The sequence below is a fragment of the Nonomuraea antimicrobica genome, from assembly GCF_039536965.1.
In the GTDB taxonomy this organism is placed as follows: domain Bacteria; phylum Actinomycetota; class Actinomycetes; order Streptosporangiales; family Streptosporangiaceae; genus Nonomuraea; species Nonomuraea antimicrobica.
In genome coordinates, this window is record NZ_BAAAZP010000204.1 from 37,533 (window position 1) to 60,765 (window position 23,233).

Here is a 23,233-nt window from a genome sequence, read left to right on the forward strand (position 1 = left end):
GCGCCCCGATATTGAGTGGAATAAAGCATTCCGTTCTGATACTCTAGAACCAGAACGAAGCGTTCCGATCCACAAAGAGGAGCTCCGATGAGCACCGTCACGCCCTTCCGCATCGAGATCCCGCAGACCGACCTCGACGACCTCCGCGCCCGTCTCGCCCTGACCCGCTTCACCGACGAGATCACCGGCGCCGAGCAGGGCGTGAGCGTCGAGCGGGTCAGGCGCCTGGTCGGCCGCTGGCGCGACGGGTTCGACTGGCGGGCGCTGGAGGCCAGGCTCAACGCCTACCCGCAGTTCACGACCGAGATCGACGGCCAGAACATCCACTTCTTCCACGTACGCTCGAGCAACCCCGACGCGCTCGCCCTGATCCTCACCCACGGCTGGCCCGGCTCGATCGTCGAATACCTCGACGCCATCGAGCCCCTGTCGCGCCACTTCCACCTCGTCATCCCGTCGCTGCCGGGCTACGGCTTCTCCGGGCCGACGCGCGAGCTGGGCTGGAACAACCAGCGCATCGCCAAGGCGTGGGCCGAGCTGATGGCCAGGCTCGGCCACGAGCACTACGGCGCGGTCGGCAACGACGCCGGCTCGATGATCTCTCCGGAGATCGGCAGGATCGACCCGGAGCACGTCGTGGGCGTGCACGTCACCCAGCTCTTCTCGTTCCCGTCGGGCGACCCGGCCGAGTTCGCCGACCTGAGCGAGGAGGACCAGGCCGGGCTGGCCGTGCTCGACTGGTTCTGGAAGGAGAAGGGCGCCTTCAACGTGCTGCACTCCCAGCAGCCGCAGACGCTCGCGCACGCGATCGCCGACTCGCCCGCCGGGCTCCTCGGCTGGCTGGCCCAGCTCTTCGACGACGACCTGGACGACGACTTCGTGCTGGCCAACGCGGCCGTCCACTGGTTCACCGGGACGGCCGGCTCGGCGCTGCGGCTGTACTGGGAGAACGCCCGCGCCGAGCAGCCCAAGGAACCCACGACCGTGCCGACCGCGCTGGCCATGGGCGAGGGCGACTTCAGGTCGATCCGCCGCTTCGCCGAGCGGGACCACGCGAACCTCGTCTCGTGGAAGACCCTCCCGGCCCCCGCCCACGGCCACTACACGGCGCACACCGCCACGGACGCGCTCACCTCGGACATCATCTCCTTTTTCGCGAACCGGTAGCCCCGGCGGTGGCGGCCCGGGAGCGTCAGCCGGTGTTCTGCAGCCCGGCCGCCACCCCGTTCACCGACAGCAGCAGCAGCGTGGAGAGCCGGTCGCGCTCCTGCTCCGACGGGTTGCCGGTGCGCAGCGCGCGCAGGGCCCGCAGTTGGAGGTGCGACAGCGCGTCCACGTACGGGTCGCGGAGCTGGACGGCGCGCGAGAGCACCTTGCGGTTCTCCAGCAGCCGGGTGTGCCCGGTGACCCGCAGGACCAGCTCGCGGGTGCGGTCGTACTCCTCCAGCACCTGGCGGCCGAAGTCGTCCCTGCCGCCCAGCGCCAGGTAGCGCTTGGCGATCGAGCGGTCGGTCTTGGCCAGCGACATCTCCGCGTTGTCCAGCATCGCATTGAACAGCGGCCACTCCGCGTACGCCGCCCGCAGCTCGTCGAGGGAGTCGACCGCGGCCAGGCCGGTGCCGAGGCCGTACCAGCCGGGCAGGTTGACCCGGGTCTGGGCCCAGGCGAACACCCACGGGATCGCGCGCAGGTCGTCGAGTGAGCGCGGCGCGCCGAGCCCGCGACGGGCCGGGCGCGAGCCCAGCCGCAGCGCGCCGATCTCCTCCAGCGGGCTGACCAGGCCGAACCACTCGGGGAAGCCCGGCGCCTCGATCAGCGCCCGGTACGCCTGCTCGGAGGCCGTGGCCACCTGCTCGGCCAGGCCGCGGAACCGTTCGGCGGCGCTCGCCGTGCGGGCCCCGACCGTGGGCGAGGAGGCCAGCAGCACGGCGTTGGCCACCTGCTCCATGTGGCGGCGCGCGATGGCGATGTGGCCGTAGCGGGCGAAGATGACCTCGCCCTGCTCGGTGACCTTGAACCGGCCCGCGACCGAGCCGGGCGCCTGGGCCAGCACGGCCCGGTTGGCCGGACCGCCGCCCCGGCCCAGGGCGCCGCCACGGCCGTGGAACATGCGCAGCTTCACGTCGTGCTCGGCGGCCCAGGCGGTCAGCTCTTCCTGCGCCTCGTAGAGCCGGAGCGTGGCGGCCGCGGGGCCGAGTTCCTTGGCCGAGTCGGAGTAGCCGAGCATGATCTCCATGCGCCGTCCGGTGTCGGCCAGCCGCCGCTGGACCTCCGGGATGTCGAGCATGCCGGTCAGTACGCGCGGCGAGTTGGCCAGGTCCTGGCCCGACTCGAACAGCGGCACCACGTCGAGCACCGGCGCGCGGTCGCCGAGGGCGTGGCGGGCCAGCTCGTACACGGCCGCGACGTCGTCGGCGGACCGGGTGAAGGAGACCACGTAGCGGGAGCAGGCCGTGACCCCGAAGCGCTCCTGGATCCAGCCGATCACCCGGATGGTGGCGAGCACCTCCTCGGTGCGCTCCGACGGCTCTCCGCCCGCCCGCAGCTCCGCGAGGGCCGCCGCGTGCACCTGGGAGTGCTGGCGCACCTCCAGCTCCGCCAGGTGGAAGCCGAACGTCTCCACCTGCCAGATGAGGTGCTGCAACTCGCCGTACGCCTGCCGCGGCGCCGAGGCGGCCAGCGACTCCTGCGCCAGCCGCAGGTCGGCCAGCAGCTCGGCGGGCGAACGGTAGGCCAGGTCGAGATCGCGGCGGTGGGTGGCGGCGATGCGCGCGGCCACGAACAGCAGCCACTGCCGGTGCGGCTCGCGCGGCGAACGGGTGGCCAGCTCGGAGACCACGTCGGGATGGGCGTCGACGGCCGCCGCCAGCGCCCTCTTCAGCTCGGGCGAACGGGGCGCGAACTGGGCGGAGGCGGTGAGCGTGCGCGCGATGCGCGTGCAGGCGGTCTCCAGGGCGCTCAGCACGTGCTCGGACTGGATCTGGACGGTCTCGCGGGTGACCTTGGAGGTGACGTTCGGGTTGCCGTCGCGGTCGCCGCCGATCCAGCTCCCGTAGCGGATGAAGGGCCGGGCCACCGGGGGACGGGTGCCGGTGCCCTCGTCGAGCGCGGCGTCGAGCAGGCGGTAGACCTGCGGCACCATGCGGAACAGCGTCTCGTCGAAGGCGGCCATGGCGGTGCGCACCTCGTCGAGCGGGTCGAGCTTGGTCGAGCGGAGCTGGGCCGTACGCCACAGCAGGTCGATCTCCTCCAGCATGCGGCGCTTGCTCTCGGCGCGCTCGGAGGCCCCGCGGCCCGGGGTGTTGTACTCGGTGAGCTGGCCGCTGACGCGCTGGATGGCGGTGACGACGGCTCGTCTGCGCGCCTCGGTGGGGTGCGCGGTGAGCACCGGGTGCAGCTCCAGGCCGTCCAGCAGCTCGGTGACGCGCTCGTGGCCCAGCTCCTGCACGGCCTGCGCCAGCGACTCGCGCTGCACCGCGCCCTCCGCGTCACGTTCGCGCAGCGTACGGATGCGGTAGTGCTCCTCGGCCAGGTTGGCCAGGTGAAAGTAACAAGTGAACGCGCGGGCCACCGCCACGGCCCGCTCGATCTCCCATCCGGCGATCATTTCGGTGATCACGTCGGCCGAGATCTCGCCCCTGCGGGCGGCGATGACGGCCTTGCGCAGCCGTTCGACGTCGGCCAGCAGGTCCTCGCCCCCCTGCTCGGCCAGCACCTGGCCGAGCAGTTTGCCGAGCAGGCGCACATCGTGGCGCAGCTCGTCCGGCATCTCGGTTACGGCGACACTGCGACGCTCAAACCCCTGGTCAATCATGTTTCGAAGGGTATCGAGTCAATTCTGGACGCCGTAGACGGGTCTCAGTAATTGGACTAGACCACTGGTCAGGTGCCCTTCGACACCTCCGCGAGCAGCTCCGGCGTACGCGCGAAGCCGATCCTGGCGGCCAGCCGCCGCCCCAGCACCTCCGCCAGCAGGCCATAACCGGGCGCCAGCACGCAGACCCAGGTGAGCCCGAACATCAGCGGCAACACGAACGGCAGCACCAGCGCCCCGATGCCCAGCGCGCCGCCCATGGCCGAGGCGAACGCCTGCCCGCCCTGGCCGGGAGCGGCCCCGGTGAAGGCGTTCACCCGCTCCGGCACCGTGTACGGCAGCACCACGCTGGTCATCGAGCCGACCCCGAGCCCGATGCCCAGCGCGCCCCACCCGGCCAGCGCCGCGGGCAGGATCGAGCCGGGATGGCCGGTGAACAGCCCGGTCGCCACGGCGACGGCGGCGAGCAGCGGCACCGCGATCAGCGCGTTGGCCAGATGGCGGCCGGCCAGGTCGGTGGACAGGTCGCGTTCCGAGCCGAAGACGACGGCGTTCATCCACAGCGAGCGGCCGTCGATGCCGAAGGCGTTGCCCGACTGCAGCGCCATCATCAGCGCGCCGATGGTGGTCAGCACGATGGGCGTGCCAGGCCCGACCCCGCCCTCGCCCGTGTTGCTCAGCGAGACCGACAACACGACCGTCACCACGACGGCGCTGAACCACCCCACGCGGAAGCGGGGCTCGCGCCTGATGTACTTCAGCTCCTTGGTCACCACGGCGGCCAGCGGCCCGTCAGGCAGGAACCGGTCGGCCAGCCCGCTCTGCCTGCGCACGGAGGCGGCCTGGGTGGAGCCGTCGGGCGTGACCAGGGCCCGGCTCAGCGCCTTGATCCACAGCCAGGCCAGCGCCGCCACGAACAGCGCCACCAGCGCCACCTCGCCCAGCGCGACGAGGCCGCCGTCGGCGATCGCGTGGGCCATCATGCCGGGCGGGGTCCACCTGAGCACGGCGGCCGTCCGGTACAGCATGGCCGCGGGGTCGCCGAAGCCGGAGTTCATCAGCAGGTTGGGGAGCTGGACGAGCACCACCACGAGCAGCGCCGCCACGGCCAGCACGTCACGGCCGCGCCGGGTGCGCAGCACGCTCGACAGCACGGTGGTGACCAGCCTGGACGCCACCAGGCACAGCGCGAACTGCAGCAGCACGGCCAGGATCCCGATCGTCAGCCCGGCGAGGCCGTAGGCCAGCCCGACCAGGGCGCCGAACGTGGCGGCCAGCATCGCCACCGGCCACACGCCGGTCGCCGACGCGGTGAACATGCCGACCGCCAGCCGCCGCGTGTCCAGCGGGAACAACGCCAGCTTCGCCGGGTCGAGCGTGTCGTCGAGGCCGAAGGCCAGCAGCGGCACGGTCATCCAGCCGAGCAGCAGGAGGAAGAAGACCACGGTCACGAGCGAGAGCGCGACGTGGGGCGGCGCCAGCCGCAGCAGGCTCATCAGGAAGAAGCCGAGCACGGCCAGGCCCGCGGCGGCGAGGAGGGTGAAGACGAACCCGAGCTTGCGCTGGAGGTCGCCGCGCAGGCTCCCGGCCATCAGGCGCAGCTTGAGCCGCGCGAAGAGCGTCACCGTGCCCAGGAGGCTCAAGGGGGCCGTCGTGCCTGTGAGGCCACCGTGGCCAGGTCGGCGCGCACCGGACGGCGTGCTCACGACTCCGCCCGCGGCTTGGCGCCGAGCCAGCTCAGGCCCGTCTCGCCGCCGCCGGGCGCGCGTCCGACGAGTTCGAGGAACGCCTGGTTGAGGCTGCGCCCACCGCGTACGTCGGCCAGCGGCCCCTGCGCCACGATGTGCCCCGCGCTCATCACCGACACCCAGTCGCACAGGCGCTCGACCAGGTCCATCACGTGGCTGGAGAAGATCACGGTGGAGCCGGAGGCGGTGAAGCGCCGGAGCACCTCGGTCAGCGTGTTGGCGCTGACCGGGTCGACGCCCTCGAACGGCTCGTCGAGGAAGAGCACCGACGGGTTGTGCAGCAGCGCGGCGGCCAGGCCGATCTTCTTGCGCATGCCGGTGGAGTAGTCGACGACGAGCTTGTCGGCGGCGCCGGTCAGGTCCATCACGGCCAGCAGCTCGCCCGCGCGCTGCTCGACGTCGGCCTTGGGGATGCCGCGCAGCCTGCCGTTGTAGAGCAGCAGCTCGCGCCCCGACAGGCGCTCGAACAGCCGCAGCCCTTCGGGCAGCACGCCGATGCGCGCCTTGACCTCGACCGGATCTCGCCAGACGTGGAACCCGTCCACCTCGGCCGAGCCGCCGTCGGGACGGAGCAGCCCGGTGATCATGCTCAGGGTGGTCGTCTTGCCCGCGCCGTTGGGACCCACCAGCCCGGCGAAGCTCCCCGCCGGTACGACGAGGTCCACACCCGCGACGGCGATCTGCTGCCCGTATCGCTTGAGCAGGCCATGGGTGCGCACGGCGTCCGTCATGGAACCACTCTAGGAGGAGGAGTTAGCCTTGCGCGCATGAGCACAGCCGCGGAACCGCAACCGGAAGAGCGCGACCTCCACACCACCGCCGGGAAGATCGCCGAGCTGGAGCGGCGGCTGGAGGAGGCCGTGCACGCCGGGTCCGCGGCGGCCGTGGAGAAGCAGCACGCCAAGGGGAAGATGACCGCCAGGGAGCGGGTGCTGGCGCTGCTGGACGAGGGCTCGTTCGTCGAGTTCGACGAGTTCGCCAGGCACCGGTCCTCGCTGTTCGGGCTGGAGCGGCGGCGGCCGTACGGCGACGGGGTGATCACCGGGCACGGCACGGTCGACGGCCGGCAGGTGTGCGTGTTCTCGCAGGACGTGACCGTGTTCGGCGGCTCGCTCGGCGAGGTGTACGGCGAGAAGATCGTCAAGGTGCTCGACCTGGCGATCAAGACCGGCTGCCCCATCATCGGCATCAACGAGGGCGGCGGCGCGCGCATCCAGGAAGGCGTGGTCGCGCTCGGCCTGTACGCCGAGATCTTCAAGCGCAACGTGCACGCCTCGGGCGTGATCCCGCAGATCTCGCTCATCATGGGCGCCGCGGCGGGCGGCCACGTCTACTCCCCCGCGCTGACCGACTTCGTGGTGATGGTGGACCAGACGTCGCACATGTTCATCACGGGGCCCGACGTGATCAAGACGGTGACCGGGGAGGAGGTCACGTTCGAGGAGCTGGGCGGGGCACACGCGCACAACTCCAAGTCGGGCGTGGCCCACTACCAGGCCGCCGACGAGCAGGACGCGCTCGACTACGTCAAGGCGCTGCTGTCGTACCTGCCGTCGAACAATCTGGACGAGGCGCCGGTGTTCGAGGCCGCCGACGACCTGGAGCCCGATCCCGGGCTCGACGAGGTGATCCCCGACTCGGCCAACCAGCCGTACGACATGCACCGGGTGATCGAACACGTGCTGGACGACGGGGAGTTCCTGGAGGTCCACGCGTTGTTCGCGCCGAACGTGGTGGTCGGGTACGGCCGGGTGGACGGCCGGCCGGTGGGCGTCGTGGCCAACCAGCCCATGCATTTCGCCGGATGCCTGGATATCAACGCCTCCGAGAAGGCCGCCCGATTTATTCGAACATGTGATGCGTTTAATATTCCGATCCTGACTTTTGTTGATGTGCCGGGATTCCTTCCCGGCACCGATCAGGAATGGAACGGAATCATCCGCCGCGGGGCCAAGCTCCTGTACGCCTACGCCGAGGCCACCGTCCCGCTGATCACGGTCATCACCCGTAAGGCGTACGGCGGGGCGTACGACGTCATGGGCTCCAAGCACCTGGGCGCGGACGTGAACCTTGCCTGGCCCACGGCCCAGATCGCGGTCATGGGAGCACAAGGCGCGGTCAACATTCTGTATCGACGTGAGTTGGCCGCCTCCGACGACCCCGACGCCGAACGGGCCAGGCTCGTCACCGAGTACGAGGACACGCTGGCCAACCCGTACATCGCGGCGGAGCGCGGCTACGTGGACGCGGTGATTCGGCCGTCCGAAACCAGGCCCCAGGTCGTCAGGGCGCTGCGGGCACTGCGGAACAAGCGGGCGACGCTGCCGCCCAAGAAGCATGGGAACATCCCGCTATGACGGCACATCTGCATATTGTCCGGGGCGATCCGACGCCTGAGGAGATCGCGGCCCTGACGGCCGTACTCGCCGCGCGGGCCGCCACCCGAACCACTGCCCGAGCCGAAACGGAGACTTCTCCGATACCCCGAAGCCAAACTTGGCGAAACCCGGCTAGAGCTATGCGTAAGCCTGTCGTCCCAGGGAAGTCGGCATGGCGGATGAGCGCACTACCCTAGATAGATCCTGAGAATCGGGTGTCAACTTCCCCGGGAGTTGGGACTATCTAGAGAAAGTAGGCGTATATAGTCAGCCGATCAACTAACACCGCGGCCTGGAGGACGACATGGCCATCCCAGACCTCATGCCGCATCCTGTGGCAGCCAAGTACGCCGTCCTGGTGGATGTAGGTTATCTCTACGCCGCGGCGGGTGAAGTGCTGCTCGGTGCGAAGGAACGCAAGGAATATCGGGTGGCCGCCGATGAGCTCATCCAGAGTCTACAGAAACATGCAGAGGAACGTATTTCCGGCGAGCTTCTGCGGATCTATTGGTATGACGCAGCCCGTGACCGCGTGCCCACCGTCGACCAGCGGGTCATCGCCCAGCTTCCATGGGTCAAGGTGCGACTTGGCAACCTGAACGCCCGTGGCCAGCAGAAGGGCGTGGACGCGCAGATCCGGAGCGATCTGGAGGCACTGGCCAGGCATCACGCGGTCACCGACACGATCCTGCTGGCGGGCGATGAGGACATGGTCCCGGCGGTCGAGGCGGCGCAGGCGTACGGCGTGCGCATCCACCTCTGGGGCGTCGAGCCACCGTACGGCACCAACCAGGCCGAGCGCCTGGTGTGGGAGTCCGACACCGTCGAAGTGATCTCCGCTGATTTCCTGAGGCCCTTTTTCAGCCGTGCTCCGCAACCCGTGCCGGTCGCTCCACCGGCCGCCGCCCCCTCGCCCGCCCAGGTCTTCGCCGGGCGCGCGCCCGTCAAACCGCACGCCAAGCCCGGCCAGGTCGCCAAGCTCGGGCCGAGCCGCCCGCGCGTGGAGGACGTGGGCGAGCACGTCGCCCAGAAGTGGATCCTCACCCGGGGCCGTGACAACATCCGCGACCTGCTGCCGGGGCCGATCCTGCCGACCGTGATCGACACCGAGCTGCTGATCGAGGCGGAGAAGGAGCTCGGGCACTCGCTGCGGCCCTACCCGGAGGCGCGGGTGTGGCTGCGCGACGGGTTCTGGGCCCGGGTCTACCGGGAGTTCGACCTGGGGGTCGGCGTCTCGTCGAAGTAGCGCCCAGACAGAGCACCCAGGCAGAGCACCCCAGGCAGAGTGCCGGACAGAGCACCCAGGCAGGGGCGCCCGGACAGAGCACCTGGACAGAGCACCCGGACAGAGCGCCCTGCGGGCCCACGCCACGCCCGCGGAGCGCTCCTCCCGGCCTGCCGGATCCACCCCACGCGCCTTGGGCCGCTCCACCCGCGGGAATCCGTTCCCGCGCGCTGGGGCTCCTTGGGCCGTTCCACCCGCGGGAATCCGTTCCCGCGCGCTGGGGCTCCTTGGGCCGTTCCACCCGCGGGAATCCGTTCCCGCGCGCTGGAGCTCCTTGGGCCGTTCCACCCGCGGGAATCCGTTCCGCCGCGCTGGGGCCGCCCCGCGTGGCATCCGCCCCGCACGCGGCATCCGCCCCATGCGGCGGGGGCTGCCCCATGCGTGGGGACGGGGGCGGCGCGGTGGCGCTCGCGTGGGGTGACGATCACGTCTGATTTCCGCCAGTCAGCACTCTCTGGAAGGGCATACCGTCGAAGGCATGGCCCCTTCAGAGCTCGACTTCGACTCCTGCTACCGGGCCGTCTCCGCCCGGGACTCCCGGTTCGACGGCCGCTTCTACACGGCGGTGACGACGACCCGCATCTACTGCCGTCCGATCTGCCCGGCCCGTACGCCCGCGTCCCGCAACGTGCGCTTCTACCGGCACGCGGCGTCGGCGGAGGCGGCCGGGTTCCGCCCGTGCAAGCGCTGCCGTCCCGAGCTGTCCCCCGGTGACCCCGGCTGGGACGTGCGGGGCGATCTCGTCGGGCGGGCGCTGCGGCTCATCGACGACGGGGCGGCCGACGAGCGGGGCGTCGCCGGGCTGGCCGGGCGGCTGCACATCACCGAGCGCCACCTGCACCGGCTGTTCGTGGCCGAGCTGGGCGTCGGGCCGCTGGCGGTGGCCAGGACGAAGCGGCTGCTGCTGGCCAAGCAGTTGCTGACCGAGACGGGGCTGCCGGTGACGGAGGTGGCGTTCGCGGCGGGGTTCGGCAGCGTACGGCAGTTCAACGCGACCATGCGGGAGACGTACGGCTTCACGCCCAGCGAGCTGCGCGCCACGGCGGGTCCACGCGCGGCCCGGCTCGCGGCGGCGCCTGCGACCACGTCGACCTCTGCGACCACGGCGACGCCTCTGACCGCGGAGGCGCTCGTGGCCGCCGACGCGCCGGCGGAGACGGCCGGGCCCGCCACGCTCAGGTTGCGGCTGCACCGGCGGGAGCCGTACGACGTGGACGGGGTCTTCGCGTTCCTCGCCTCCCGGGCGATTCCCGGGCTGGAGGTGGCGGACCGGACGTCGTACTCCAGAGCCGTACCGGGCGGGACGATCACGCTCACACCGCAACGCGGCCACGTCGCCCTCGACGTGGCCGTGGACGACACGCGGCAGCTCGCCCGCCTCGTCGCCCGCTGCCGCCGCCTGCTCGACCTGGACGCCGACCCCGACGCCATCTCGGAGGTGCTCGGCCAGTCCTCGCTGGGCCCGCTCGTCGCGGCGCGGCCGGGGTTGCGGGTGCCGGGCACGTTCGACGGCTTCGAGCTGGCCGTGCGCGCCGTCGTGGGGCAGCAGATCTCGGTGGCGGGGGCGCGTACCCTGCTCGGCCGCATCGTGGCCAGAGCCGCCGTGCCCGGCGGGCTCTTCCCCACGCCGACCCTGCTCATGGAGACGGACCTCACCGGGCTGGGCCTGACCAACCGCCGCATCGACACGCTCAAGGAGCTGGCCGCCCTCCTCGCCGGAGGGCACCTCGACCTCGACGGCGGACAGGACCCGGCCGAGGCGGTGGCCGCACTCCTGAACGTCCACGGCATCGGGCCGTGGACGGCCAGCTACGTCGCGCTGCGTGCGCTGCGCGACCCCGACGCCTGGCCCACGGGCGACCTGGTGCTCGTCAAGCGCATGGCCGCCCTGGGCATTCCCGAAGACCACATCGAGCGGTGGCGCCCGTGGCGGGCGTACGCCGCCCTGCACCTCTGGAGCTCCTCATGATCGCTGCACAGCTCGTACCGACGCCGGTGGGGCCGCTGTCGCTGCTCTCCCGCGAAGGTGTGCTGGTCGCGGCCGGTTTCACGGCCGAGCCCAAGGAGATGTTCGTCCGGCTCACGCCCGCGCTCCAGGCCGAGGGGCTGGAGGTCGTGGACGCCGTGGGGCCCACCGTGGAGGCCGTACGCGCCTACCTGGACGGGGACCTCGACGCCCTGGACGACGTGCCGGTCTCGCAGCCCGGCAGCCCCACCCGCAAGCGGCTGCACGCAGTGTTGCGGGAGGTCAAGGCGGGCACCACGATCTCGTACGCGGAGCTGGCCGAGCGCGCGGACCTGCCCAGGACGGCCGCCCGCGCGGCGGGCTCGGCCTGCGCCCAGAACCTGATCGCCCCGTTCGTCCCCTGCCATCGGATACTGCCGAGCAGCGGCGGATATGGGGGTTACTACTACGGCATACCCATCAAAGAATGGCTTCTTGCCCACGAATCTGGAGGTATCGCTAACGTTAAGTAAAGACGCAACTGCGTTCGGTAGCATCGCTGGCCAACACCGACTTCACGGACTGCGCCCAGGCCCGATGCGGAGAAGTTGTACAAGGAGCTCGAGATGACCGTAGGCGTCGAAGACCTGATGCACCTCCCCTTCGTCCGCGAGTGGGTCGAACGCGGCAAAACCGAAGGCATAGCCGAAGGAAAGGTCGAAGGCAAAGCCGAAGGGAAGGTCGAAGGGAAGGTCGAAGGCGAGGTCAGGTCCATCCTGCTGATCCTCAACGCACGCGGCCTCCACCTGACCGACGAGGCACGCACCCGCATCACCGAGTGCACCGACCCGGACATCCTCGAATCATGGATCACCAAGGCCATCACCGCCACCAGCACTGACGAACTGTTCGACTGATCCACCGACCCCGGCCGCTACGGCAACCCCCTACCGGCCCCTGAAGACTCGGCGCAGATCCACGGTCAGGGGCGCACGTTGCTCTGGATCTCGCCGACCTGCACGTCACGCGTGGTCTCGACCTGCACGGGCGCGAACTGGAACGGCACCACGCCGCCCTCGCTCTCGACCTCGACCGGCCACACAGTAGTGACGGTCATCGTGTACTGCTCGCGCGGCTGGTCGATCGACGAGCGCAGGTAACGTACGCCGCAGGAGAACGTGCCGCCCTTGGTGTACGCCTTGCCGGCGGCCCCGCAACCGCTCTCGGCCACCTCCGCCCGCTCGGGCGTCGTACCGGGGTCGATCTCGATGTTCTCGAGGGTCGCGACCAGGGTGACGCTCATGACGCCGGGCAGCTCCGCCGTGACCGTACGGGTCGGCTGGCCGATGCCTTCGAGCCACACCCAGGTGGGCAGGTTGACGTAGCTCTTGGCGTCGGGGTTCAGCTTGACGGTGGGCTCGGGCACGGTCAGCGCGGCCCTGGCGATCTGGGCCAGTTGCTCGATCGTGAGGCCGGAGGGCGGCGTGGTGCCGGTGGGCACGAAGATGAACTGTTCGAGGTCGGTCCAGCAGGCCACGCCGTTGGGGTCGGCCTCGTTCAGTCCGGGCAGCCACCACCGCCCGTCCTCCCCGATCTTGTCCTTGAACTGCTGGATGAACGCCTGGTGGCTCTCCTCGTCGATCCGTGCCCGGTTGGCCGCGTCGCGGCCCTCGGAGCGCTGGCGGAGCATCTCCTCCGGGGTGGGGCCCGGCTCGTACCAGCACGGGCGCGGGATGCGGTAGCCGTCGCCCCGGCCGCCCTTGACGTCACCGCTGACGTTGATGTTGGTGTGTTTCCCGACCCATCCCACCGTGTTGCCGGACTGCTCCTTCTCCTGCGTCGTCCGCTCGCCGGGGCCCGGGGCGGGATCGAGGAGCAGCGGAGCCACGAGCAGGGCCGCTAGCCAAGATTTCATCTGGGGCATCTCTCTCTGGAGGGTACGTAGGTCCTGATGCGCCACACCCCGTCGTCGCCGCGGCGGGCGGCCACGCTCTGGCCGTAGGGGGTGCGGAGCCAGTCGGGCTGAGGGCTGACGGCCTTCCCTGTGCGAGTGGAGACCATCCGGATCCCCGACTCGTCGACGCACGCGTCCACCTGAGCGCCCTTGCCCATCCGGGCGCTGACCCGCAGGTTGTAGAGCCGTCCGACCCCGCGCATCGACCACCCCTCGTCGGCGAACGACTCGACCCAGTCGGTCGCCTGGACGGCCGCGTCGAGTTCGAGGCCGTCCTTGTAGACGCGCAGGCCCTCGGCCACGGCCCTGCGGGTGCCGACGTACTGGTCGACCATGACCTTCAGCAGCGGGTCGGGGTCGGCGGGCCATTCGATGCGCGTCCGCAACCCCTCGGCGATCTCCACCGTCTCGGTTCCCGAGCGCGGCTGCTCGCCGGTGGGGCTGGGGGGCGCGGTGCTCGGCGGCGGCGCGGACGCGGCCTCCTGAGGCCGGTACGCCCGCTCGGCCGCACCACAGCCGGCCACCACCAGCAGCAGCAGGCCCAGCACCATCGCCGCTCGTCTCATGCCGATCATGCCGACGACTCCCTCACCACATGAATGCGCCACGTGGGCAGCAGTTCCTCGATCAGCGCCTCGGTCTCCGGGGCCATGCCGCCCCCGTACGGGTGCGAGGCCGCCCGGCGGGTCAGGCCCTCGACGACGGCGCGCAGCCGTACGGTGTCGTCGGTGGCGTGCGTGGCCCGCAGCAGGTCGCGCCAGAGGCCCTCGTCGTCGGGCGCCAGCAGCAGCGCGGCCCGTACGGCGGACACGGCGGCGTCCGGCTGGCCGTGCGCGAGCCGCAGCTCGCAGAGCTGGTGGGCGGCGTCGGCCACCTCGGCGGACACGTCGTACTCCAGGTCGTCGGCCGCCAGCCAGGCGTACCCGCCGGGGCGGCGACTGGCCAGCAGCGGGCCCCTGACCAGGCCGAGCGCCTTCTCCAGCAGGACGGCTCTGGTCGTCGGGTCACCGTGCGCGCGGCGGACCAGCTCGCGGAACAACATCCAGTCCGTACGCACCTCCGGCCCCAGCCTGAACCGGCCCGCCTCGTCGGTGAGCAGGTGCTCGGGCCCCAGCCATTCGGCGACCCTGGCGATCGTGGCGTCCCTGACCATGTCCTGGACCCCGCGCGGCCACAGCACGCCGCCGAGCACCACGGGATGGACGCCGCCCACGTGCGTCGCCAGGTAGACCAGCAGCTCGGTGGCCAGCTCCATGCGGCCGGCCTCCAGCGGGGGCAGGCCGGCGATCTCGACGGGGCCGAGGATCCTCAGCTCGACGGCCGGCGGGTGCAGCCCGGCCAGCGGCTCGGCCTCGGGGATGGGCTCGCCGTCGTAGCGGTCGGCGGTGCGGAAGAGGTCGACCAGCGCGCGGTAGTGGCGGCGCGGCAGGAGCTGCGCCTCCACCTCGAAGCCCAGCTCGGCGATCCTGGCCCTGCCGTCGTCGCCGATCTCCAGGGTCCAGGTGGCGTGCGGGACCTCGCCCGCCAGCACGTAGCCGGCGGTGTCGCGGCGGGCCAGCAGCGCCAGGCGGCGGGCCTCCTCGTGCGTGGGCGCGACCGCGGACAGCAGGTAGTGGGCGCCGCGCCGGCTGCCGGTGATGCGGCCGGTGAGCACCTCCCTGCGTGGTGCGGCGCTCGCCTCCAGCTCGGGCAGCACCTCGGCCAGGCTGCCGACCGCCCTGATGCGGGCGGGCGCGATCGCGGTCAGCTCCGCGCCGAAGCCGACGAGGGTGATGCGCATGCGGTCGGACCAGCGGTTGGTGGCCAGCTCGACGGCGAGGGCGGCCAGCGCGGCGGTGGTCTGCGGGCCGCGTACGTTGATCAGGCCCTGGGCCGCCTCCAGGTCGATGAGCACGCGCCCGCCGTCGTCGGTGCCGATGGAGACCAGCCCCGGGTACGGCGCCCCGCGCCCCTGGCCGTGGCTCCCGGGGTCGGGCAGCAGGCGGCCCTCGTGCGCGGGCAGCCGCCAGATCTGGCCGCCGTCGGCCGCCGTCCACGGGGCGGGCGCGTTGGGGTCCGGCGGGTGGATCCACAGGTCGAGGGTGCGGGCGGACAGGTGGGCTCCGTACACGATGGGCGGGGTGCGGCGCTGGGCGGCCAGTTCGGCGCCGAGCATGCGCAGCCCGACGTCCAGGACGCGGGCGCCCGGCGCGTCGCCGCCCAGCCGGAGCGCGACCTCGGCCTGCGCGGCGTCGTCGCGCGGGCGGACGATCCGGCGGCCGAACACGCGGCGCCAGAGTTGTTCGCGGCGGCGTCTGGCCAGCACGAGCAGCAGCCCGGCGGCGGCCAGCGAGGCGGGGGCGAGGTAGTCGACCAGCTCGCCGTCGCGGGCCTCCTGGATGACCGGCTGCTGGTCCCGGTCCGGCCGCCGGTCGTCCTGCCGCTGGGCCTGGCCGCTCTGGCGCTGGTCCTGGCCGTTCTTGCCCTGGTCCTGGCCCCGCTGCTCTTGTCGGTCGGCGCGCTGGTCCTGCTGGCGGTGCTTGGCCTGGCCGTTGCCCGCGGCCTGCCGGCCGTCGGCGTCGCGGTCCACGTGGGCCCGGCCGGGGTGGTCGCGCAGGGTCTGGTCGCGGGGCTGATCGACGGGGACGATGTGGACGTTCCTCGCGTCGTCCGGCATGTCGAGCACCCAGCCGGGCCTGATCAGGTCGGCCATCCTCAGACGGCTGCCGTCGGGCTGCTCTTTCGCCTGGTTGAGTCGGTAAATTTCGGGGTACCTTCGGCCGTCTCCGAGGCACTTCTCGGCGATCTCCCACAGGCTCTCGTGGTGGCGGCCGTGCGGCGGCTGCACCACGTAGACCTTCTTGGTCTTGGGCGTCTCCAGCGTCTGCTCGACCAGCGGGGCCGCGTACGCGACCGCCGTCACCGGCGGAGCGGCCGGCGTGGGGGCCAGCTTGGCCAGCGGCACCACCATCGCCCCGGCGGTGAACAGCAGCAACACCGCCGAGACGAGCTTGTTGGCCAGGAACTGCGTGCCGCCGGAGAGCGGTACGCGGGCGGGCATGCCGACCCGGCGGACCCCGGCGTACACCTCGACCAGCACGCACGCGAAGAGCTGGAACCAGGCCAGCCACACCAGCAGCACCAGCACCGCGATGATCGTGCTCGGGCCGACGCTCCCGGCCAGCGTCTCCAGGTCGAGCAACTCGGGCCTGAGCGGCGGTCCCACGAACGTGAGCAGCGCGTACGGCACCCCGCCCACGAGCGCCACCAGCACGAGCAGCGCCCCGAACCCGGCGACCACGTCACCGGCGCTGCGCCTGGCCGGGGCGCGCACGGGACTGTGACGTCCGTGCGCACGCGCGGGCTGTCGCGACGGCATCGCCTCTCCTTTCTCCGCTCCAGCGTCGTGCCTCTGGTGTCCCGCATCCATCGAGTGGCGGGATTCGGTCTGACTCGCTTCGGCCATCTCACTTCGGCTGTCTCGCTTCGGCTGTCTCGCCTCTGGGCCGTCTCGCTTCGGCTGTCTCTTCGGCTATCTCGCTTCCGGCGCAGCGGTGGCCTCGCCGGTCATCTCGGAGCCGGAGAAGCCGATCGCGCTGAGGAAGAACGCCTCCCACCGCACCAAGACGGTCACCGTCACCTGCGCCTGGCCCTGGCCGACCGAGCACTCGCCGGGGCTCACGTCGTCGCCGCCCTGGGCCGCGACGATCTCGTCCGCCCTGGCGCACACCTGGTCCTCGCCGAGCAACCGTGTCTGGCCCGTCTGGCGCAGGTGGTCGACGTCGAGCTGGTCGGCCCCGGCCCGTGCGGCCTGCTCGGCCACGTCCGCGGCGCGCAGCCGGGCGTTGATCGCCGACCCGCCGTCCACCAGCAGCCCGGCGAGCAGGAACACGACCACCGAGAACAGCACCGTGAACACCGACATGGACCCGCGCTCGCCGGACTCGCCGGACCTCATTCGACCCTCCTGAACTGCTCCAGCGGCACCACGGCCGTGCCCGTGAGCTGCTTGGTGCCGCCGAAGCCGAGGAAGGCGAGGTCCAGCTCGCACGTCACCTCGGCCTGGACGTGGCCGCCCTGCTCCCACTCCGACCCGTCCAGGGAGACGGCGGAGGACCGGCAGCGGTCCTCCAGCACGCCGGTCGTGATGGCCTGCGCCGCGGCCTCCGCGTCGTCGAGCGTGCGCTGCACGGACGCGGACCTGGCGGCGTCGCGGGCGGCCCCGTTCACCCGGCCCTGCGACTCCACCAGCACCCCCGCACCGGCCAGGAACATGAGGAACAGCAGGAACACCGGCGCCAGCATGACGGTCTCCACCGCCATGGACCCCCGCTCGCGGCCTGCGCGATCGCGGCTCATTCGCAGTCCTCGCCGCCGTTGTCGGGACGGAAGCACTCGACGGGACCGCCGGAGGTGGCGGTGATCGTGAAGGTCAGGTCGGGCAGCAGCGGGATCACCTGGACCGCGCTGCCGGTCACGGTGACGAAGCGCTCGTCGGGCTCCTTCTCGGAGGTCGTGGCGGCGGCGTCGCGCAGCAGCCGGGGGCCGATGGTCCGGACGATCTCGGTGGCCTTACCGGTGGCCGCCCCCTGCCAGCCGCCCGAGTCGAACGGCGCCGACCTGGCCACCCTGGCGCCCTCCCTGGCCGCCGCCTCGGCGACCTCGCGGGCGTGGAACCAGAGCGCGACCTGCACGATGAGCAGCACGGTCGCGAGGATGACCGGCATCAGCATGGCCAGCTCGATCACCGTCGCACCGCGCTCGTCCAGCGGCGGCCGGGCCCGCGCGGGGTCCGTCGCCGCCGGGCGGTCACGGTTGGCCGCCACCGCCGTCCCCTCCGTTGCCACCGGTGCCGCCACCGCCGAAGCTCTGTTCGAGGTTGCTCTGCTGCTGCTCCACGAGGCTCTTGATCAAGGTGGCCAGGCCGAGTGCGACACCGGCGATGATGGCGGTGATGATCACCCACTCGACGGCGGACGCCCCGCGGGTCGGCGCGGTACGCGCACGGTGGACCCGATCGCCCAGGTACGCGGTGAGGTAAACGATCCAGGGATGGTGCATCGGTCAGACCCCCAACATCTTCATTGCGGCTGGAAAACTGAGAAAGATCACGAAACCGGCGCAGAGCAGGAGCTGGGCCACGAGCATCGACTGCGAACGCTCGCCCGCCCGCCCCTCGATCTCGGCCAGCTCCCGGCGGCGCAGCGTGGCCGCCCTGGCCGTCAGCGAGGCGCGGACTTTGGCGCCGTCGTCGGCCACCAGGCCGAGCGCCGCCGACAGGTCGCGCAGCTCGTCGACGTTGATCTCCTCGCCGAGCTGGCCGAGCGCCTGCCACGGGGTGATGCCGACGATCCTGGCGCCGCTCAGGGCGTCGCGGATGCGGCCCATCGCCCAGTTGGGCTGCTCGCCGCTGACCGAGACGGCCATCATCAGGGCCTCGGGCACACCGCGGCCGCCGGCCAGGTTCATGGAGACGAGGTCGAGGAAGGCGCCCACCACGTGGCGGAAGTCGCGCCGCTTGGCCGCCGCGTCCCGCTTCACCTGTAGGTCGGGCAGAAAGAAGAAGACGGCGGCCACGAGCACGGCGGCCCAGAACGGGATGGCCAGAGAGGTGCCCCACTCCATGAGCACCAGCCAGGCGAGCAGCAGCGGGAACGCCAGCAGGCCACTGGCGGCCAGCAGCGCCTTGGTGGCCAGGAACGCCTCGAACGAGCGGCCGATCAGGGCCAGGTCGGCCTTGATCGAGCGCGCCTCCCAGCCGCGCGCGCCGTAGAGGTGGGCCAGCCGGGCGCCGAGGCCGCGGCGGAACGCGCTGACCTCCTCGTCGGGCAGCACGAGCTGGATGCGCGGCGCGCCCGCGTCCTCGCGGACGGCGTCGAGCGCGAGCAGCCGCGACACCAGGCCGGGACGGGCCGGGAAGAGCGCCCGCAACAGTACGAAGAGCCCGAGCCCGAGCGCCCCACCGGCCAGTGCGCCCTCAACCATGGCCGCCGCCTCCTCCCATGAGCAGCCGCGTGGGCTTGTCGAACCTGGCCAGCCGCCGCATCCAGGCGAACCCGGCGCCGAACAGCCCGGCCACGACCACCAGGACGGCCTGCCCGAGGAAGCCCTCGTACTCGGCCACGTAGGAGGGGTTGAACACCACGAGGATCCCGGCGAACACCAGCGCGGTGATCACCACGATCTGCACGCTGCGCCTGGTGGCGCGGCGTTCCGCCTCGACGCGGCGGCGCATGTCCAGCTCCTCGCGGGCCGAGACGGCCAACGCGCCCAGCACGTCGCGCAGGCCGGGCCCGCGCAGCCGGGAGTTGAGGATGAGCGCGGCCACCACGAGGTCGGCCGAGGGGTCGTCGAGCTCGTCGGCGAAGCGGGCCAGCGCCTCGGGCAGCGCCATCCGGGTGTGCAGCCGGTCGACCAGGGCGCGCAGGTGCGGCCTGAGCGAGGGCGCGGCGGCCCTGATGGACGACGGGATGGCCTGTTCGAGCCCGGCGGCGCCGGCGATGGTGTCGCGCAGCGACTCCGTCCAGGCGGCCAGGCCCTCCAGGCGGTGCATGGCGACGCGTTCCTCGGCGGCGCCGCCCGCCAGCCCGCGCCAGGCGAACACGAGCAGCACCGTGCCCACGGCCACGACCGGCCAGCCGGTGACGAGCAGGACCGCGGTGGCGGCCACGGCGGCGACGGCGGCGCGGGTGGTCAGCATCTTGACCAGGTGGCGCTTGGGCTGGGGCGGGCGGGGGCGCAGGCCGTACATGGCCAGGACGAACAGGAACAGCCCTCCGCCCGCCACCGCGCCGGCCAGCAGCGCGAGCGGGTCGAACGTGAACGGCATGCCTACCATCCCCCCGGGTTGTAGCCGTGCGCGGCCAGCTCTTCCAGGCAGGAGAGCGGAGCGTGCGGCAGGGCGGCACCGTCGGGCCCCGGCGCGAAGACCTCGCTGGACAGGACGCGGCCGTCGCAGCCGTTGACCTCGCGGATGCTGGAGACGAAGCGGCGCAGCTTGCCGCCGAGGTGGTAGTCGTTGCGCTTCTCGATGAAGACCACGAAGTCGATGGCGCCGGCGATGAGCATGTGGGTGGCGTCGATGGGCAGCCGCTCCCCGGCCTGCAGGGCGTAGGTGGAGATGCGGTTGAAGACCTCCATGCTGGAGTTCGCGTGGATGGTCGACAGGGAGCCGTCGTTGCCCTGGGTCATGGCGTTGAGCATGGTGACGATCTCGTCGCCGAGGACCTCGCCGACGATGACCCGGCTGGGGTTCATCCGCAGCGAGCGCCGGACCAGCTCGGCCATGGAGATCTCGCCCTGGCCCTCGGAGTTGGGCAGGCGCTGCTCGAAGGCCACCACGTTGGGGTGCAGCTCGGGGAACTGGTCGAGGCCGAGCTCAAGGGCGCGTTCGACGGTGATGAGGCGCTCGACGGACGGGATCTCGTTGGCCAGGGCGCGCAGCAGGGTCGTCTTGCCGGCGTTGGTGGACCCGGCGATCATGATGTTCTTGCGGGCGGCGACGGCGGCGGTCAGGAAGCGTCCCACGTCCGCGCCGATCGTGCCGTTGCCCACCAGATCCGACAGGAACACCTTGCCCAGGCGGGCGCGGCGGATCGACACGGCCGGCCTGACCGTGACGTCCATGACCGCGCTGAGCCGGGAACCGTCGGGCAGCCGCAGGTCGAGCTGCGGGTTGGCGGTGTCGAACGGCCTGCTCGACAGCCCCGAGTACGCCGCCAGGATCTGGATCAGCTCGATCAGCTCGTCGTCGGAGTCGGCCACCGGGTCGTGCATCAGCTCCTGCCCATCGGCGTAGCTGACGAAGACCCGGTCGCAGCCGTTGATGTCGATGTTCTCGACCTGGGTGTCGTCGAGCAGCGGCTGGAGGCGGCCCACCCCGAACAGCGCCGCGTGGATGCCCGCCGCGAGCGCCTCTTCCTCCTCCACCGTGGGCGGGGTGCGGCCGAGGCCGATCTCGCTGCGGGCGTGCTCCTCCAGCACCTGGGAGATCAGCGCCCTGGCGAACTGGCGCTCGTCCTCCCCGGTCATCGGGGGCAGGCCGTTGGCCTGGTCGAGCCGCCGCTGGTGGGCCAGGCGGTCGCCGACCTCCTGGCGGAAGCGTTTGACGAGCGAGTGGTCGATCATCGTTGGCTCACCAGCCTTGCCGCCAGGTCACGGGCCGTACGGATGAGGAGGGAGCGGTCGAGACGGCCGCCCCACTGGCCGCGCAGCAGCTCGGCGCCCTTGGGGTCGTACGCGAGGCCGTGCACGAACTGGACGCTCGGGCCGACGATCCTGCGTACGTCCTCGATCGAGCCCCGGTAGGTGCGCGGGTCGGCGATCACGACGACGCCGTGGGCCTTGCTGATCTGGAGTCGTTCGCGCAGGTGGGCGACGTGGTCGAGGGTGGCTCTGGTGAGCAGCACGACCTGTTCGGCCTCGGCCAGCAGGTCGCCGAGCTGCGGGTGGGCGCCGAGGCGGCCGCAGTCGGCGATCACGTCGGCGTTCGGGACGGCGGCCAGCGAACGGCCGAGAGGGCCCCACAGCCAGGTGAGCCCGGCCGCCTGCTCGCCGTGCGTGAGCCCGACCAGCACGTCGAGGCCGCCGACGACCTTCTGCGTGTGCTCGTGGATCTGCGCCGCCTCCAGCCCGCGCCGGGCGGTGGCCCCGAGGGTGAGCAGCCCCCTGCCGGGGTTGAGCACGCCGCCGCCCGCGGCGGGCAGCCGGTAGGCCAGGTCGCCGCCCGCGGGGTCGCATTCGGCCAGCAGCACGGGACGCGGCCACACCGCCGCCAGTGCCGTGGCGGCGGTGGTCACCCCCGGGGCGCCCTTGTCGGCGGCCAGTACGATCAGCGCCACGTCAGCGTGCCCCCGGAAGCTCGGCCACCGCGATCTCCCCGCTGGAGGCGGCGGACACGATTTCCGGCGCGGCCGGCGCGTCGACGACCACGGTGATCTGACCGGAGCTACCGGTTCTGGAGCGGTCACCGGCGGAGAAGACGAGCGCACTGGCGGCGAGTACGCGGCTTTCTCCCTGACTCGACCGGCTCGGCACGAATATCACCTGTACTCGGTCGCCCTCGGCGACTCCGGCCGGCATTTGCCCCGGCTTGAGCGAGAGTCCGACCGTGGCCTTTCCCTCGCCCAGTTCGCTGCTGGCGCGTACGCCCATCTGGTTGGTCAGCAGGGTGCCGGGCAGGATGGTGACGGCCGCGAAGCTGTCGAGCACCTGCGCGCGCTGCGACCACGAGACGAAGTCGACGCCCGTGTCGGCGATCTTCACTTCCTCGATCGCCTGCTGGCTGAATTTCTGTCCCGCGCCGATCTGCTGGGTGACGCGGATGGCGGAGACGCGGTCGCCGCTGTTGAGCACGAGCAGGGTCGTGGCCAGCGCGCCGCCCAGGATGAGCAGGACGGCGAGGGCGGCCAGGGCCGGCTTGCGTTCCCTGGGTGAGACGGGGAGCTTGCGCGAGGCCGGGCCGGACAACCCCGCCGCCGCGTTGACGGCAGGCTTTTCACTGGTCCTCATGGGTGGGGGGCTCCCGAAGTGAATTGCGGAATTCACGCCATTATGTGGGGATCATCACTGCGACGTGGGCGGAATTCGGATACCCATGCTTGTTTCGCAGGTGACATGCTGTCAAGCGGAAATAATCGATGCCTATTGTTTCTATCGAGTTGACGGATGCGCATTTATCCGGCATGCCGCCACTTCAATAACTCCCGTCGCAGAAATCACAGCTTTTCGCGAATCCGGCCTTCGTGCGAACTCGGTCATGCCATTGCCGTCAACCGGCACGCCCGGCCGCGCTCCTGGCGTTACCTTGGGCGCCCGAAGTCGACCCAGGAGACGGCACCATGCGGATCATGCTCACCGTGATCGGCGGGCAGGGCGACCGCGACGTCGTGATCGACGGCGACGACGGCGTCACGGTCGCGAGGCTGAGCGAGGCGCTCGGCGACCAGGGCCCGCTGGCCGAGGTCGTCCGGCTGCCCAAGGCCCGCGCCCCCTACGGCATGACGGCCGCCGGCCCCGTGCCCCGCGCCGGTACGCACGTGGGAGCCCACGCGGTCCCCCGCGTGCCGCGCCCACGCAGGCCGGAGCGGCCCGGCCGGGCCGCGCCCACGCTGTGGCGCGACGGCCGGGCG

The 23,233-nt window shown here is 71.6% G+C and carries 23 protein-coding genes; 8 read left to right on the forward strand and 15 right to left on the reverse strand.

Annotated elements, in window-relative coordinates; genetic code table 11:
- Positions 1-87: 87 nt before the first annotated feature.
- Positions 88-1,167, forward strand: coding sequence for an epoxide hydrolase family protein (locus ABD844_RS45060; protein ID WP_344893365.1), 1,080 nt, complete (start codon positions 88-90; stop codon positions 1,165-1,167).
- Between the two features lie 25 nt (positions 1,168-1,192).
- Here ABD844_RS45060 and ABD844_RS45065 read toward each other — a convergent pair whose 3' ends face one another.
- The 3 genes from ABD844_RS45065 to ABD844_RS45075 form a co-directional block, all read right to left on the reverse strand.
- A complete protein-coding gene (locus ABD844_RS45065; RefSeq protein ID WP_344893368.1) occupies positions 1,193-3,814 on the reverse strand; it encodes a phosphoenolpyruvate carboxylase in 2,622 nt (873 codons plus the stop codon).
- A 68-nt stretch (positions 3,815-3,882) separates the two neighbouring features.
- A complete protein-coding gene (locus ABD844_RS45070; RefSeq protein ID WP_344893371.1) occupies positions 3,883-5,457 on the reverse strand; it encodes a hypothetical protein in 1,575 nt (524 codons plus the stop codon).
- A gap of 59 nt (positions 5,458-5,516) precedes the next feature.
- Positions 5,517-6,293, reverse strand: coding sequence for an ABC transporter ATP-binding protein (locus ABD844_RS45075; RefSeq protein ID WP_344893374.1), 777 nt, complete (start codon positions 6,291-6,293; stop codon positions 5,517-5,519).
- A gap of 36 nt (positions 6,294-6,329) precedes the next feature.
- Between ABD844_RS45075 and ABD844_RS45080 the strand changes: the two genes are divergently transcribed.
- The 6 genes from ABD844_RS45080 to ABD844_RS45105 all read left to right on the forward strand — a co-directional run bounded on the left by ABD844_RS45080 (position 6,330) and on the right by ABD844_RS45105 (position 12,087).
- Positions 6,330-7,919, forward strand: a complete 1,590-nt coding sequence (locus ABD844_RS45080) for an acyl-CoA carboxylase subunit beta (protein WP_344893377.1) — start codon at positions 6,330-6,332, stop codon at positions 7,917-7,919.
- The gene (locus ABD844_RS45085; RefSeq protein ID WP_344893380.1) at positions 7,916-8,137 is read left to right on the forward strand and encodes an acyl-CoA carboxylase subunit epsilon; all 222 of its coding nucleotides are present in this window, start codon (positions 7,916-7,918) and stop codon (positions 8,135-8,137) included. The genes ABD844_RS45080 and ABD844_RS45085 overlap by 4 nt, the downstream gene beginning before the upstream one ends.
- 107 nt (positions 8,138-8,244) lie before the next feature.
- Positions 8,245-9,186 (forward strand): NYN domain-containing protein, encoded by a 942-nt coding sequence (locus tag ABD844_RS45090; protein ID WP_344893383.1) that lies wholly within the window; start codon positions 8,245-8,247, stop codon positions 9,184-9,186.
- 517 nt (positions 9,187-9,703) lie between these two features.
- Positions 9,704-11,194 carry an AlkA N-terminal domain-containing protein gene (locus ABD844_RS45095; RefSeq protein ID WP_344893386.1) on the forward strand — a complete coding sequence of 497 codons (1,491 nt, stop codon included), beginning with the start codon at positions 9,704-9,706 and terminating at the stop codon, positions 11,192-11,194.
- The gene (locus ABD844_RS45100) at positions 11,191-11,703 is read left to right on the forward strand and encodes a methylated-DNA--[protein]-cysteine S-methyltransferase (protein WP_344893389.1); all 513 of its coding nucleotides are present in this window, start codon (positions 11,191-11,193) and stop codon (positions 11,701-11,703) included. Before ABD844_RS45095 ends, ABD844_RS45100 begins: the two co-directional genes overlap by 4 nt.
- A gap of 93 nt (positions 11,704-11,796) precedes the next feature.
- Complete coding sequence (locus ABD844_RS45105; RefSeq protein ID WP_344893391.1) at positions 11,797-12,087, forward strand: RpnC/YadD family protein; 291 nt, start codon at positions 11,797-11,799, stop codon at positions 12,085-12,087.
- 65 nt (positions 12,088-12,152) lie between these two features.
- On the opposite strand, the gene ABD844_RS45110 is transcribed toward ABD844_RS45105, so the two are convergent.
- The 12 genes from ABD844_RS45110 to ABD844_RS45165 form a co-directional block, all read right to left on the reverse strand.
- Entirely contained in the window at positions 12,153-13,085 is a 933-nt protein-coding gene (locus tag ABD844_RS45110; RefSeq protein WP_344893393.1) for a hypothetical protein, read from the reverse strand.
- Positions 13,082-13,699, reverse strand: a complete 618-nt coding sequence (locus ABD844_RS45115) for a hypothetical protein (RefSeq protein WP_344893395.1) — start codon at positions 13,697-13,699, stop codon at positions 13,082-13,084. Before ABD844_RS45115 ends, ABD844_RS45110 begins: the two co-directional genes overlap by 4 nt.
- Positions 13,696-16,482, reverse strand: coding sequence for an AfsR/SARP family transcriptional regulator (locus ABD844_RS45120; RefSeq protein ID WP_344893398.1), 2,787 nt, complete (start codon positions 16,480-16,482; stop codon positions 13,696-13,698). The genes ABD844_RS45115 and ABD844_RS45120 overlap by 4 nt, the downstream gene beginning before the upstream one ends.
- A gap of 153 nt (positions 16,483-16,635) precedes the next feature.
- A complete protein-coding gene (locus tag ABD844_RS45125) occupies positions 16,636-17,061 on the reverse strand; it encodes a pilus assembly protein TadG-related protein (protein WP_344893401.1) in 426 nt (141 codons plus the stop codon).
- Positions 17,058-17,462 (reverse strand): TadE/TadG family type IV pilus assembly protein, encoded by a 405-nt coding sequence (locus ABD844_RS45130; protein ID WP_344893404.1) that lies wholly within the window; start codon positions 17,460-17,462, stop codon positions 17,058-17,060. Before ABD844_RS45130 ends, ABD844_RS45125 begins: the two co-directional genes overlap by 4 nt.
- Positions 17,459-17,929, reverse strand: coding sequence for a TadE/TadG family type IV pilus assembly protein (locus tag ABD844_RS45135; RefSeq protein ID WP_344893407.1), 471 nt, complete (start codon positions 17,927-17,929; stop codon positions 17,459-17,461). The genes ABD844_RS45130 and ABD844_RS45135 overlap by 4 nt, the downstream gene beginning before the upstream one ends.
- A complete protein-coding gene (locus ABD844_RS45140) occupies positions 17,913-18,164 on the reverse strand; it encodes a hypothetical protein (protein ID WP_344893410.1) in 252 nt (83 codons plus the stop codon). Before ABD844_RS45140 ends, ABD844_RS45135 begins: the two co-directional genes overlap by 17 nt.
- A gap of 3 nt (positions 18,165-18,167) precedes the next feature.
- A complete protein-coding gene (locus ABD844_RS45145) occupies positions 18,168-19,088 on the reverse strand; it encodes a type II secretion system F family protein (RefSeq protein WP_344893415.1) in 921 nt (306 codons plus the stop codon).
- Positions 19,081-19,932 carry a type II secretion system F family protein gene (locus tag ABD844_RS45150; protein ID WP_344893418.1) on the reverse strand — a complete coding sequence of 284 codons (852 nt, stop codon included), beginning with the start codon at positions 19,930-19,932 and terminating at the stop codon, positions 19,081-19,083. The genes ABD844_RS45145 and ABD844_RS45150 overlap by 8 nt, the downstream gene beginning before the upstream one ends.
- Positions 19,933-19,934: 2 nt before the next feature.
- On the reverse strand, positions 19,935-21,230 hold the full coding sequence (locus ABD844_RS45155; protein ID WP_344893421.1) for a TadA family conjugal transfer-associated ATPase: 1,296 nt from the start codon (positions 21,228-21,230) through the stop codon (positions 19,935-19,937).
- Positions 21,227-21,943: a hypothetical protein gene (locus tag ABD844_RS45160; protein WP_344893424.1), complete on the reverse strand. Its 717-nt coding sequence runs from the start codon at positions 21,941-21,943 to the stop codon at positions 21,227-21,229. Before ABD844_RS45160 ends, ABD844_RS45155 begins: the two co-directional genes overlap by 4 nt.
- A gap of 1 nt (position 21,944) precedes the next feature.
- A complete protein-coding gene (locus ABD844_RS45165; RefSeq protein WP_344893427.1) occupies positions 21,945-22,613 on the reverse strand; it encodes a hypothetical protein in 669 nt (222 codons plus the stop codon).
- Between the two features lie 329 nt (positions 22,614-22,942).
- Between ABD844_RS45165 and ABD844_RS45170 the strand changes: the two genes are divergently transcribed.
- Positions 22,943-23,233 (forward strand): hypothetical protein (locus ABD844_RS45170; RefSeq protein ID WP_344893430.1); only part of this gene is annotated, 291 nt, incomplete at its 3' end.

Bases quoted from the DNA above. Each gene is read 5' to 3' on its own strand.
- ABD844_RS45105 (WP_344893391.1), top strand. From the start codon at position 11,797: ATGACCGTAGGCGTCGAAGACCTGATGCACCTCCCCTTCGTCCGCGAG.
- ABD844_RS45125 (WP_344893401.1), bottom strand. From the start codon at position 17,061: ATGAGGTCCGGCGAGTCCGGCGAGCGCGGGTCCATGTCGGTGTTCACG.
- ABD844_RS45100 (WP_344893389.1), top strand. From the start codon at position 11,191: ATGATCGCTGCACAGCTCGTACCGACGCCGGTGGGGCCGCTGTCGCTG.
- ABD844_RS45110 (WP_344893393.1), bottom strand. From the start codon at position 13,085: ATGAAATCTTGGCTAGCGGCCCTGCTCGTGGCTCCGCTGCTCCTCGAT.
- ABD844_RS45060 (WP_344893365.1), top strand. From the start codon at position 88: ATGAGCACCGTCACGCCCTTCCGCATCGAGATCCCGCAGACCGACCTC.
- ABD844_RS45085 (WP_344893380.1), top strand. From the start codon at position 7,916: ATGACGGCACATCTGCATATTGTCCGGGGCGATCCGACGCCTGAGGAG.
- ABD844_RS45155 (WP_344893421.1), bottom strand. From the start codon at position 21,230: ATGATCGACCACTCGCTCGTCAAACGCTTCCGCCAGGAGGTCGGCGAC.
- ABD844_RS45150 (WP_344893418.1), bottom strand. From the start codon at position 19,932: ATGCCGTTCACGTTCGACCCGCTCGCGCTGCTGGCCGGCGCGGTGGCG.
- ABD844_RS45130 (WP_344893404.1), bottom strand. From the start codon at position 17,462: ATGAGCCGCGATCGCGCAGGCCGCGAGCGGGGGTCCATGGCGGTGGAG.
- ABD844_RS45145 (WP_344893415.1), bottom strand. From the start codon at position 19,088: ATGGTTGAGGGCGCACTGGCCGGTGGGGCGCTCGGGCTCGGGCTCTTC.
- ABD844_RS45090 (WP_344893383.1), top strand. From the start codon at position 8,245: ATGGCCATCCCAGACCTCATGCCGCATCCTGTGGCAGCCAAGTACGCC.
- ABD844_RS45080 (WP_344893377.1), top strand. From the start codon at position 6,330: ATGAGCACAGCCGCGGAACCGCAACCGGAAGAGCGCGACCTCCACACC.
- ABD844_RS45140 (WP_344893410.1), bottom strand. From the start codon at position 18,164: ATGCACCATCCCTGGATCGTTTACCTCACCGCGTACCTGGGCGATCGG.
- ABD844_RS45095 (WP_344893386.1), top strand. From the start codon at position 9,704: ATGGCCCCTTCAGAGCTCGACTTCGACTCCTGCTACCGGGCCGTCTCC.
- ABD844_RS45115 (WP_344893395.1), bottom strand. From the start codon at position 13,699: ATGATCGGCATGAGACGAGCGGCGATGGTGCTGGGCCTGCTGCTGCTG.
- ABD844_RS45065 (WP_344893368.1), bottom strand. From the start codon at position 3,814: ATGATTGACCAGGGGTTTGAGCGTCGCAGTGTCGCCGTAACCGAGATG.
- ABD844_RS45120 (WP_344893398.1), bottom strand. From the start codon at position 16,482: ATGCCGTCGCGACAGCCCGCGCGTGCGCACGGACGTCACAGTCCCGTG.
- ABD844_RS45165 (WP_344893427.1), bottom strand. From the start codon at position 22,613: ATGAGGACCAGTGAAAAGCCTGCCGTCAACGCGGCGGCGGGGTTGTCC.
- ABD844_RS45075 (WP_344893374.1), bottom strand. From the start codon at position 6,293: ATGACGGACGCCGTGCGCACCCATGGCCTGCTCAAGCGATACGGGCAG.